Origin of the sequence: Bradyrhizobium sp. (assembly GCF_049512235.1) — a bacterium.
Lineage (GTDB): Bacteria > Pseudomonadota > Alphaproteobacteria > Rhizobiales > Xanthobacteraceae > Bradyrhizobium.
Genome location: NZ_JBEKXH010000205.1, coordinates 1 through 11,122, shown reverse-complemented (window position 1 = coordinate 11,122; position 11,122 = coordinate 1). Strand labels below are relative to the sequence as shown.

At 63.0% G+C, this 11,122-nt stretch carries 10 protein-coding genes; 6 read left to right on the top strand and 4 right to left on the bottom strand.

Annotated elements, in window-relative coordinates:
- Positions 1–20 precede the first annotated feature (20 nt).
- Positions 21–1,280, bottom strand: a complete 1,260-nt coding sequence (locus ABSG20_RS19280; RefSeq protein WP_423866104.1) for an alpha/beta hydrolase — start codon at positions 1,278–1,280, stop codon at positions 21–23.
- Between the two features lie 345 nt (positions 1,281–1,625).
- Here ABSG20_RS19280 and ABSG20_RS19275 point away from each other — a divergent pair, with 345 nt between their 5' ends.
- Together ABSG20_RS19275 and ABSG20_RS19270 are read left to right on the top strand one after the other, a co-directional pair.
- Positions 1,626–2,996, top strand: a complete 1,371-nt coding sequence (locus tag ABSG20_RS19275; RefSeq protein WP_423866106.1) for an APC family permease — start codon at positions 1,626–1,628, stop codon at positions 2,994–2,996.
- A gap of 6 nt (positions 2,997–3,002) precedes the next feature.
- The gene (locus ABSG20_RS19270; RefSeq protein ID WP_423866103.1) at positions 3,003–4,091 is read left to right on the top strand and encodes a hypothetical protein; all 1,089 of its coding nucleotides are present in this window, start codon (positions 3,003–3,005) and stop codon (positions 4,089–4,091) included.
- A gap of 106 nt (positions 4,092–4,197) precedes the next feature.
- Here ABSG20_RS19270 and yidD read toward each other — a convergent pair whose 3' ends face one another.
- Complete coding sequence (gene yidD, locus ABSG20_RS19265; protein WP_423866105.1) at positions 4,198–4,542, bottom strand: membrane protein insertion efficiency factor YidD; 345 nt, start codon at positions 4,540–4,542, stop codon at positions 4,198–4,200.
- A gap of 246 nt (positions 4,543–4,788) precedes the next feature.
- Here yidD and ABSG20_RS19260 point away from each other — a divergent pair, with 246 nt between their 5' ends.
- Positions 4,789–5,703 carry a COG3904 family protein gene (locus ABSG20_RS19260; protein ID WP_423866102.1) on the top strand — a complete coding sequence of 305 codons (915 nt, stop codon included), beginning with the start codon at positions 4,789–4,791 and terminating at the stop codon, positions 5,701–5,703.
- Positions 5,704–5,744: 41 nt separating this feature from the next.
- Here ABSG20_RS19260 and ABSG20_RS19255 read toward each other — a convergent pair whose 3' ends face one another.
- Positions 5,745–6,200 (bottom strand): iron-sulfur cluster assembly scaffold protein, encoded by a 456-nt coding sequence (locus ABSG20_RS19255; RefSeq protein ID WP_423866101.1) that lies wholly within the window; start codon positions 6,198–6,200, stop codon positions 5,745–5,747.
- A gap of 268 nt (positions 6,201–6,468) precedes the next feature.
- Between ABSG20_RS19255 and folE the strand changes: the two genes are divergently transcribed.
- From folE to ABSG20_RS19240, 3 genes are all read left to right on the top strand, one after another.
- Positions 6,469–7,152, top strand: coding sequence for a GTP cyclohydrolase I FolE (gene folE / locus ABSG20_RS19250; protein ID WP_423866100.1), 684 nt, complete (start codon positions 6,469–6,471; stop codon positions 7,150–7,152).
- 31 nt (positions 7,153–7,183) lie between these two features.
- Complete coding sequence (hisI, locus tag ABSG20_RS19245) at positions 7,184–7,633, top strand: phosphoribosyl-AMP cyclohydrolase (RefSeq protein WP_423866099.1); 450 nt, start codon at positions 7,184–7,186, stop codon at positions 7,631–7,633.
- Positions 7,634–7,790: 157 nt separating this feature from the next.
- Positions 7,791–8,906, top strand: coding sequence for a lytic transglycosylase domain-containing protein (locus ABSG20_RS19240; protein WP_423866098.1), 1,116 nt, complete (start codon positions 7,791–7,793; stop codon positions 8,904–8,906).
- A 184-nt stretch (positions 8,907–9,090) separates the two neighbouring features.
- Here ABSG20_RS19240 and ABSG20_RS19235 read toward each other — a convergent pair whose 3' ends face one another.
- Positions 9,091–10,602: a di-heme oxidoredictase family protein gene (locus ABSG20_RS19235; protein ID WP_423866097.1), complete on the bottom strand. Its 1,512-nt coding sequence runs from the start codon at positions 10,600–10,602 to the stop codon at positions 9,091–9,093.
- Between the last annotated feature and the right edge of the window lie 520 nt (positions 10,603–11,122).

Sequence of the window (11,122 nt, the reverse complement as noted above, 5' to 3'; positions counted from 1 at the left end):
GACGGCGCGCAGGCAGGGGATCATCGGCTGGTGGCAGACTGCTCTCCCGCCGCGACCCTCGTCAGCGCCGGACTGGCCGCCATCTTGATGAGCACTTCCCTGACCGGGTTATCGGTCCAGGCGTGGGTGACGTAATCACGATGTGTCACGCCATCGGCTGACTGCACGAATACCACGCTGCCGGGCCGCAGCGGTCCGTCCAACGCGTCGGTCACGGCGACGCCCTTTTCCTTCAGCATCTGGATCAGTTCCTGGTCATGCCGCTTGGTGTAACGGGTATAGGCGCTGACGAAGAATCCGGTGCGGTTGTGTTCGATCCAGGAGGCGAATTTGTCGAGTTCGCCATAAACCGCGTCGAGCAGAAACACGCCGCGGACGCGATTGCCGAGCCCGCCCACTTCCAGGCTCCAGGCGGTCGGCAAGAAGCCGCCACTGTAGCCGATCAGGATGACCGGCATGTTGGCGAAGGTTTTCGCGGCGCCGGCGTCGCCGTAGAGGCTTGCGAGGTGACCGGACGACTCGTCGAGGAAGCGCTTGAGCCCGCCGGGCTGCCAGAACTTGCCGGCGCTGGAGTCGGCGGCATCGACCGCGAGCTGAGGCGCCAGCAGCACGGCGTTGACGCCGGAATCCGATATCTGTTGCGGCACGAGCTGGCGATCGCGCACGTCGCGTTCCAGCGTCGCGCCGTTGCCATGAAAGAACACCACGATGACGCCCGGCTTGCGGACATCGAAATGCTCCGGGACATGCATCAGGACGCGGCTGTCGCTGTAGGTCTCGTCCTGCCAGTAAACCCGGCCGCCATAACTGCGGTGGCCGCGGCGATCGCCCTTGGTGATGTTCATGAAGGGTTCGTCGGTGCGCGGGTTGTTGCCGAGATAGGGAAAGGCCGAAGATTTCAGGCTGACCAGCGTGGTCTGATCCCCCTGGTCCGGACGTTGATAGGGAACCGTCGGTCCCAGCGAGGCCACCCGGTAGGGCGCCGGCTCGGCCTGGACTTTGGGGGACGGCTGGGCAGGCTGACGCTGCACAAAGTTCTCGCTCGCGCTCGGAAAGCGGTCCGTGAGCCGCGGCGTCGGGAACCGATCGTTGAAGGTGTCCCCGGCCGGGGCCTGCGCATTGGCCGCGAGCGTACTGGCATTTGGCGCCCGTCCGCATTGCGCCAGAACCAACGACAGCGGCACCATGACCGACAGAACGGCGATCCAGCCCAATCGACGTGGGCCGGCGCGCTGCAGGTCGTTCGCTCGGAGATGCCCCCATACACCGGGTAACGTCACCCCGCACGCACGATCAGACCTCTGAAACTTCGCCCCGTCCATCCACCCTCTGCCCCAAGATCGCCAGCAATTGAAGTAATTTCACTCCCTAGCGTTGAGGTGACGTTAAGTGTTCGGGAAAACTCCCCACTCCCGGAAAGCGTAAACAAACACGAAATCGTGTCCTGATTGTGAGGCGGTCAACTTCTTTAACAATACCCGGACCAGGAACGGTTTGCTTTAGGTATTATAATACCATAGCCACTCGAAAAATCCCAATCATGGTTAACATTGCTTGAACCGAACCCGCGCAACTTGCACGATGGCAAAATCGTGGGTGTCGTAGTGCCCGAGGCGTGGACCGAGATGGCGGCATCAGATACGGGGAGCGCGGCTTGGCCCGGCCCGCTCTCCGCAGGAGGGTCCGCCGTTTCGGTGGTCGTGGCGACCGCCATCGTCGTGGCCGACATGGTCGGGGTCGGCGTGTTCACCAGTCTTGGCTTTCAGGTCAAGGACATCCAATCGGGTTTTTCGATCCTGTTGTTATGGAGCGTCGGCGGCATCGTCGCGCTCTGCGGGGTGTTCTCCTACAGCGAACTCGGCGCGATGTTTCCGCGCTCGAGCGGCGAATACAATTTTCTGAGCCGGGCCTTTCATCCGGCTTTCGGATTTCTGGCGGGCTTTGTGTCGGCCACGGTTGGTTTCGCAGCCCCGGTGGCGCTGGCGGCGATGGCGTTCGGGGAGTACGGCAAATCGGTGCTGCCCAGCGTCCCGCCGCTGCCGCTTGCGGTCGGCGTCGTCTTTCTGGTGTCGATCGTGCAGCTCGGCGGCGTCAGGCACTCGAGCACTTTTCAGCTGGTCTCGACCATTTTGAAGGTGGTGCTGATCGCAGCCTTCCTGATTGCGGGATTTGTCATCGGCACGCCGCAGCCGGTCTCGTTCATGCCGCAGGTCAGCGACTTTGCCCGCATCACGAGCGCCCCGTTCGCGATCGGCCTGGTGTTCGTGATGTATTCGTTTTCCGGCTGGAATGCCGCCACCTATATCATTGGCGAGATGCGCACGCCGCAGCGGAACCTGCCGCGCGCGCTGCTTTCGGGAACGTTGATCGTGCTCGTGCTTTATGTCGCCCTCAATGCGGTGTTCCTCCGCACCGCGCCGATCCCGGAGCTGTCGGGGCAACTTGACGTCGCCAGCATCGCCGGCAGGCACATCTTCGGCGACACTGGCGGCCGCATCGTCGCCGCCATGATCTGTATCGGGCTGGTGTCGTCCATCAGCGCGATGATGTGGATCGGCCCCCGCGTCACCATGACCATGGGCGAGGACATTGCGGCGCTGCGGCTGTTTTCCCGCAAATCGAGGCAGGGCGCGCCGACCTATGCCATCCTGTTCCAGCTCGCGGTCGCCAGCCTGATGCTGTTGACCCGAAGTTTCGAGGCGGTACTCGATTTCATCCAGTTCGCGCTGTTGTTCTGCTCGTTCTTCACCGTGCTCGGCGTCATCAAGCTGCGCATCACTCACCCCGATTTGCCGCGGCCCTATCGCGCTTGGGGATACCCGTTCAGTCCATTGGTTTTCCTGCTCGTGACCGCCTTCATGATGTATTATCTCTTGACGCAACGACCGCTGCAGTCGGCTCTCGGTACTTTGACGATGGTTTCAGGCCTTTTGATTTATGCCATTTTCCGCAAGCGGGCCGATCCGGGCGCCGTGACCGCATCCCCAGGGCCATGAATGAAGATGTTTCGGCCTTTGAGAATTGCAGCCATCGCTGCAATCCTGTGGCTCGCGGCAGCTGGGCCCGGGCGCGCCGCCGGCACCGTGACCGCCGACGACACCGCGCGCTTCCTCGCCGGCATGCCGCCATCGGCTGAATCGCCCTTGCTGCCGCTGACCAGGGACCCGGCATGGCAGCGGCATGCGAAATTCCTGGCTTCCGCGTTCGGGCTGCTCGAGCAGCGGCAGTTCTCCAATATCCGCGCCTGGGCGGCCGCCAATCTGGCCGCGCCGCGGCCGACGATGTTCTACATGTTCAGCGGCCCGGACTTTCTATATGCGAACGCGTTCTATTCCAAGGCGACGACCTACGTATTGAGCGCACTCGAGCCTGTCGGCCAGGCTCCCGATCTGACGCGATTGCCGTTCGGCGGGATTGGGGCCGCGCTCTATAGTGTCGAACGTTCGCTCGGTTCCATTCTGAGCTTCAGTTTCTTCATTACCAAGCAGATGAAGACGGATCTCCGCGCCGGAGAGCTCAACGGCACCCTGCCGATCCTCTATGTATTCCTGGCGCGCTCGGGCAAGACCATCCGCGGCGTCAGTGCGGTGGCGCTCGACGAGAATGGCGCCGTCCATTCCGGCAATGAAGCTGCCGGCAGAAACCCGACGCGCGGCGTGCGCATTGTTTTCGCGGGAAGCGATGGCGCCGAAAAAACACTGTATTATTTTTCGACCGATCTTTCCAACAGCGGCGTCAGGAGTTCGGGCTTCCTGAAGTTTTGTGCAACTCTGGCGCCCGGCAACAGCCTCATCAAGAGCGCATCCTATCTGTTGCACGCCGGCAATTTTTCTACCGTGCGCCAGTTTATTCTCGCCGACAGCGCCACCATCATCCAGGACGATTCCGGCATTCCGCTCGCCGATTTCGATTCCCGAAAATGGCGGTTTTTCCCGTTCGGCCGCTATGTCGGTCCGATTGACAAATTCCCCGGACGTTACCAGCCGAAATACGCCGAACTGTTCAGGCGCAGCCAGCCGATGGATTTCGGGATTGGCTATCGCTGGCGACCGTACGAATCGAACCTGCTGCTGGCGGTCAAGTCGCCCTGAGCGCGCGATCCGCTTACAGCATGATCCGGAAAAGTGGGAACCGGTTTTCCCTCGCGACATCAGCGGAAACGCGTTTGCGCCGAGATCATGCTCAAACAACGAGCTCTTAAGGTGCATTGACGCCGCGCCACCGCCCAAAGCGCCACGGCAGATACCATCGCGCGCCCGGGGGTTCTGTCAGCGGCACATTGTCGATCCCCGAAGTGCCGAAGGGCTGGCAGCGCAATAGCCGCGCCAGCGTCATCCAGCCGCCGCCCCACAGCCCGAAACGCTCGATCGCCTCGTCGCCGTAAACGGAACAAGTCGGCAGATGACGGCAGTTGTAACCGACCAGCGGCGACAGCGTATGCCGGTAAAGCCAGATCAGCGCGCGCCCCGCGTTGCGCGGCAGCCGCATCAGCGCGAAGGCGCAGTCCGGACAGGCGGATAAATGGGACGGTGAATGTTTCATGGGCGGCATGACCCAATCATCCGCGTATTTGCGGGATTGTGGCCCAGGGAACCGGCAGAACCCGGCATTTGCGCCACACCTATGAAGATATTGCACGTTATTACTGCGTCGCGGCGAGATTCAGTAGACGAGGGTGGGTCGCACCGTTACCTTTTTGACAACGTCTGTGTGACAAGATTTCAGGCTTGAGTCGAAACTGGGGCCGCACCCACAGTCCTGCAAGGGGCGTGGCGGAAAGGAACCAAATTGAGGCTGGTGAAGTCGCTGGATTTTCGGCGCTGGGTCCTTATGGGCGCCGCGGCCCTTGGCATCGCCGTTCCCGGCGTTGTCACCACGTTGGGCGGTCCGGCGCATGCCGGTGCCAGCCTCGAAGAACGCAAATTGCCGATGCGGTTCAGCTGGGTGGCGTGCCCTCAGCATTGCCGTGGCTGGATCAGCGCGGTCGGCATCGTGACCGCGGACAGTCCCAGGGATTTCGATGAATTCGCGCACGGACGCCAGCTTGGCGGCGCCACCATCGTGCTGGATTCCAGTGGCGGGTCGGTCAATGACTCCATTGCGCTCGGACGGCGCTGGCGCGATCTCGGATTACTGACCACCGTCGGCACCAGCATGCAGACCCGCACCGCGCAGGGCGATCGCTCAAGCGTGTTGCCCGAAGCCTATTGCGAATCGATGTGCGTGTTCCTGCTGTTGTCCGGCAAGACGCGTTACGTGCCCGAGGCCGCGCATGTCCGGGTGCATCAGATCTGGATGGGCGACCGCGCCGACGATGCCCGCGCCGCGAGCTACACGGCGCAGGATCTGATGATTGTGGAACGCGACGTCGGGCGTCTCGCCAAATACACCTTCGACATGGGGGGAACCGGCGATCTGTTGTCGCTTTCGCTCAACGTGCCGCCCTGGGAAGATCTGCACGAGCTGTCTCGGGAAGAATTGCAGCTGACCAATATCGTGACCACCGATGCGCTGGCCGCGGTGCTGCCGCAGACGGGAAGCCCGGTCGCGCCGGTGGCCGAGTTGAAGGGCAAGCCGGTGCCGGACCGTTTCGTCGGCAGTGCGGGTGAGACCGAGGCCAATCCGCAACCGCAGAAAACCACCAAAACCGCCGAGGCGATGGCTCCGAGCGGCGCGGTCGCGGCAACCGTGCCGGCCAAGTAGCGGCGGCCAATTCAGCTGCGCATCGGCAATTGACTATGCCATTACCCCTGCGCCGACGCCGGCTGTTTGGCCTTGGCTTCGATCTGGCCGATGGCGTCGACCACGGCATCGAAGGTCAGCATGGTCGAGGCATGCCGCGCCTTGTAATCGCGCACCGGCTCGAGCAGCGCGATATCCGCCCACTTGCCCTGTGGGGGGCTGCCGGTTTCCTTCAGCATCTTGCGCACGGTTTCGCGCAGTTCGCGCAGCTCGCTGGCCGTCGAGCCGACCACGTGGCGCGCCATGATCGAGGACGAGGCCTGGCCAAGCGCACAGGCCTTTACATCATGGGCGAAGTCGGTGACCACGGGGCCGTCCATTGTGAGGTCGACCTTGACGGTCGAGCCGCACAGCTTGGAATGCGCGGTGGCGCTGGCGTCCGGCGCCGCAAGCCGGCCGAGCCGGGGGATGTTGCCGGCCAGTTCGATGATCCGCTTGTTATAGATGTCGTTCAGCATGGGATTACGGTCTCGGGCTTGCGGCGCGATCGCTCTTGGCGTCCGCGACCGGCAGTCTTATATAGGGTCGGAGGTGGCGGAAAGACAGTCCGGCCATTGGCTGGTGGTGGAACCGAAGTCAAAATCATGTCGGGCGCCGCGTGACAGAAATTGTGAGACACAGAGCTTTTGAGAGAGAGAGCTTTTGAGAGTCAGGCGTCCGGCGGCGAGCCGCCCCGTCTGCCGGTGACACTCCGGTCTCACCCGAGACCGGTCGAACGGAGTTGACATGGACGCATTGATCAAATCCCTCCGCCCAGACCCGAAGGTCCCGGAAACCCGCCCCGCGGAACTGGACCCTGCCGAGTTTCTCGCCGCCGCCGTCCGCGCCGACCAGCCGCGTCCGTCCCGCGCCGAGGCCGAGCAGGCGGTGCAGACCCTGCTCAGCTATATCGGGGAAAACCCGGAACGCGAGGGTTTGCTGGATACGCCGCGCCGGGTGGTGGAAGCCTTCGACGAACTCTATCAGGGTTATCACCAATGTCCGGCCGAGGTGCTCAACCGCACCTTTGGCGAGACCGCCGGCTATGACGACTTCGTGCTGGTCCGCGACATCGAATTCACCTCGCAATGCGAGCATCACATGATGCCGTTCTACGGCAAAGCGCATATTGCCTATACGCCAGTCGAGCGGGTGGTCGGCCTGTCGAAGCTCGCGCGTCTCACCGACATCTTCGCGCGAAGGCTGCAGACCCAGGAGCATCTCACCGCCCAGATCGCGGCGGCGATCGACGAGGTCTTAAAGCCGCGCGGTGTTGCGGTCGTGATCGAGGCGGAGCATACCTGCATGTCGGTGCGCGGCGTCGCCAAGCATGGCGCCATGACCTTCACCAGCCGCTTTACCGGCATGTTCCGCGACAATCCGGCCGAGCAGGCGCGCTTCCTGTCGATGGTGCGAGGGTCGCAGCGCTGACCCTCGCTTTAGAATGTGCGAGGCTTTTGCTGTGTCCAAGTCCTCAGATGCGAAGTCTTTAGATTCAAACGACATCGAGGAAGGGCTGACCTTCCGGCCCAAATTCGATGCTTCGGGTCTTCTGACCTGCGTCGCCACCGATGCTGCGACCTCCGAGGTGCTGATGGTCGCGCATATGAACGACGAGGCGCTGCGCAAAACCATCGCCTCAGGCGAAGCCTGGTACTTCAGCCGCTCGCGACAATCGCTGTGGCGCAAAGGCGAAACATCGGGCCATGTCCAGCACGTGATCGAGATACGGCTGGACTGCGATCAGGACGCCGTCTGGATCCGGGTCGAACAGCAAGGCGCCGCCTGCCACACCGGGAGGCGGTCGTGCTTCTATCGCAAGGTAGAGGCGGGCGAGGGCGGGGCGCGGTTGTCGTTCGTGGACGCGGGGAAGCTGTTCGATTCGAAGACGGTCTACGGCAAGCCGGCATGAGGTGCGGCGTGCCCAAGATGCGGCCAGCGTCAAGACGCTGCATCGCGCCCGGGATACGCCTTAACCCCCCGTTAACCATGATTATCGCAGGGTGACACCGTCAGGGGCGCAATCGGGCGCTCGTCAAGGCGTTTCGCGGGGAGCGGGGCACCACGGGATGTCGGTCGATACTGCAAACGCCACCGCAGCGGCAAGTCTCGGCACGTCACGCCTGCGGATTGCCGGCGCGATCAAGCAGGCCGCCGGCGCCACCGGCACCAGCTTCGAATATCTGCTCGCCACCGCGAAGATGGAATCGGATTTCAATGCGACGGCAGGCGCGTCGACCTCGTCGGCGCACGGGCTCTATCAATTCATCGACCAGACCTGGCTCGGCACCGTCAAGGAAGCCGGCGCGCAGCTCGGTTATGGCCAATATGCCGACGCCATCAGCAAGTCTTCCTCCGGCAGCTACTCGGTCAGCGATCCCTCCGCGCGCAAGGCGATCCTGAAATTGCGCGACGATCCCGCGGCCGCTTCGGCGATGGCGGCGGTTCTGACCCAATCCAACAGTTTCAAGCTCACCGGCCTGATCGGCCGCCGTCCGAGCGACAACGAGCTCTATATGGCCCACTTCATGGGGGTCGGCGGCGCCGCGAAACTGATCTCGAACGCCGAGGATAATCCCCAAGCCTCCGGCGCGCGGCTGTTCCCGAACGCCGCCGCGGCCAATCATTCGATCTTCTACGACCATTCCGGGCGCGCGCGCAGCGTCTCCGAAGTCTATTCGGTGCTGTCGGCGCGTTACGCCGGCGCCGCCAGTTCGCCGGTGACGCGCACCGCAATGGCTGCGGTCGGCGATATCCAGCCCAGCGTGGCGCTCGCCAGCGCCGCGCCGGCGCCGGCGCCGATCGACAATGCGGCCTATCTGTCGAGTTTCCCGGATGCCCGCCCGGTCGCGCCGGTCACGATCGCTTCGGCGGCGACGGCGACCGACAACCTGCCGTCCGATCTGGTATTCCGCTCGTTGTTTCAGGTCGGCGAACGATCCGATCCGGTCTCGCCGGCGGTTCGCGAATTGTGGGGCAACTCGTCCTCGCTGACCTCGGTTGCGGCGGCGACCTCGGTTGCAGCGGCGACCTCGGTTGTGGCAGCGACTTCGGTTGCGGCAGCGACCTCGGCTGCGCCAGCGACTTCGGTTGCGCCAGCGACTTCGGTTGCGCCAGCGCCGAGCGCAAGCGCGCCGCAGCCGCTCGACCTTTTCAGCGATCGGGACGGGACGTTCAGCAGCTGAATCAGCGGTCGGGCAGGATCGAGGCGCGTAGCGGGCTTCGCATGATGCCGCGTTTCCTCGATCCCCCTATCATTCCGTACGGCGGGTTTTCCCAGCACGGCTGGAAGGCTGGCATTTCAAGTGGCGCCTTCCCGTCAGGTAACCCGCGGCGGGCGAACGGCTCGCCCGCCGCGGAGCAGATGTCTCAGAGCGAACGCAGGAACAGAATGATGTCCAGCTGGTTGGTCGGTGACAGGCCATTGAAATTGGTCACCGTCTGATTTGCTTCCGAGCCCGAGCTCTGATGATCGGCGATCACCGAGAGCAGGTTGCTTTCACGACCGTCATGAAGGAAGAACAGGCGCTGGCCGAGCCCCCAAAGCGGAGCCGTGCGGAATTGCTGGCCGTTGGCGGCGCCCTGGCTGATCTGGTCCTGCAGGCCGACGCCCATGTTGTGGAGGGCGAAGTCGCTGTAGACGTGCAACTCCTGCTGGCTCATTCCGGGGCCGAACACCGAGTTCACGGTCCGCTGCCGCGGGATGTGACAGCGGGTACAGCCGATATTATCGAACTGCTGGGCGCCGTTGGTGGTTTGACTGGTCGAAGCAGCCGCAGTGGGCTGAGCCAGGAGGCGCATAAAGGCCGCAAAATTCACGATGTCGGAAGAGAAATCCGACGCCGGGCTGAGGCCAGGCCCAGAGTCGGTCATGTTGGTCGAATCCTCCGGGGTGGCGTTGAACACGCATCCCGACGTGGTGTTCCGTTCATCAGGAAACAGCTCGTTGGTGACGCCCTGCTCGACGTTGTAGGCTTCGCCGGCGAACATCAGCGCCGACTTGTTCTGCGCCTTCCAGCCAAAGCGGGTGATCGTGCCATCGTTGCCGCTGATGTTGAACACCCCGGAGGTGATGCCGAGCGCGGCCTGCAGGGTCTGCAGGCTCGCCTCCTGCGATATCAGGTTCGCGTCGGGAACATTCTCCACCAATCCGACCCCGAACAATGGCGTTGGGATGCGGAAGATGATGTTGCCCTGATCGATGGCCTGATTAAAGTTCGGCTGGCTGAGGTTGCAGCCTGGAGCGTCCATGCGGCCGGCGATCGTATAGAGGTCGTGGACACCGCCGTCCGGTGCGCCACTCGAATTCAGGATGAAGCGCGCCTCGCGAATGGGGCCGTTGGAAGTGATGAAGGACGGCACCGTGTTGCTGGCGACGGCGCTGTCCAGGGTGGCCAAGGCGACCTGCGGGTTGAGCGGCGGGCTGGACCCGCCGAGCGCCGGGAATATATGGCACATGGCGCAGCTGTTCCCGTTGAAAACGGGGCCGAGGCCGCTACCCGTCTCGCCGGATACAGTGCCACTCACCGAATCGACCTCCTGGAAACGCAACTGCGCCGCCGTGAAGAAATTCTGATCCAGGGTCGACAGTGCGGTGACCGATCCCCCGGCGCCGGGAGCGCCGCCGCGCGGACCAGGATCCACTACGACGACCTGCGCGACGGCCTGTGGGGCCTGGCCGAATGCCGTCCCCGATAAGGCGAGCAGGCTCACGGTTGCGCCGACGACGACTGCTGCGGCCCTCGGCTTCTTCTTTGTCGTGTTTATGGTGGCTCTGGTTGCTGTGCTCAGGCGAATCCTTCTCATGCGACCTCTCCATAAGCTATGCGGCCACAGGTCATCGTCGACACGAGCGTCCATCACTGGCGCGCGCGCAACCATCCCGGGTCGAAACGTCAAACGGTTAAGTTGTCTTGGAAAGCCCCCAACGCGCCTAGCGTGCATATATGCTATTAGGCGTATCTAAGATTGATCGATTGGAGGTTGCAGTCAACTGCTATTTTACCCTAGCCGTTCATTCAAGCCATTTTCATCCACTAGCAGCCGGTCGGACAGGTTGCTAGCTGTCGGACCCGTTGCCTCTTTCAGACACACAATCAAAATTTGGCACAACATGCGCCTGGCTGCATGACCGCTGCGAGGTGACGACGCCCGGTCTGAAAACTCGGAACGACGCGTCCGAAACCACGCGCTTAAAGCGCGGATGCAGACGGCGAGTGGATCTTTTCAAGTGGCGCCTTCCCGTCAAAGCAACCCGCGGCGGGCGGACGACTCGCCCGCCGCGGAGCAGATGTCTCAGAGCGAACGCAGGAATAGAATGATGTCCTGCTGGTTGGTCGGCGACAGGCCATTGAAATTGGTCACCGTCTGATTTGCTTCCGAGCCCGAGCTCTGATGATCG

Coding starts and splice junctions, on each gene's coding strand:
- ABSG20_RS19275 (WP_423866106.1), top strand. CDS start 1,626: ATGGCGGCATCAGATACGGGGAGCGCGGCTTGGCCCGGCCCGCTCTCC.
- ABSG20_RS19270 (WP_423866103.1), top strand. CDS start 3,003: ATGTTTCGGCCTTTGAGAATTGCAGCCATCGCTGCAATCCTGTGGCTC.
- yidD (WP_423866105.1), bottom strand. CDS start 4,542: ATGAAACATTCACCGTCCCATTTATCCGCCTGTCCGGACTGCGCCTTC.
- ABSG20_RS19255 (WP_423866101.1), bottom strand. CDS start 6,200: ATGCTGAACGACATCTATAACAAGCGGATCATCGAACTGGCCGGCAAC.
- folE (WP_423866100.1), top strand. CDS start 6,469: ATGGACGCATTGATCAAATCCCTCCGCCCAGACCCGAAGGTCCCGGAA.
- ABSG20_RS19240 (WP_423866098.1), top strand. CDS start 7,791: ATGTCGGTCGATACTGCAAACGCCACCGCAGCGGCAAGTCTCGGCACG.
- ABSG20_RS19235 (WP_423866097.1), bottom strand. CDS start 10,602: ATGGTTGCGCGCGCGCCAGTGATGGACGCTCGTGTCGACGATGACCTG.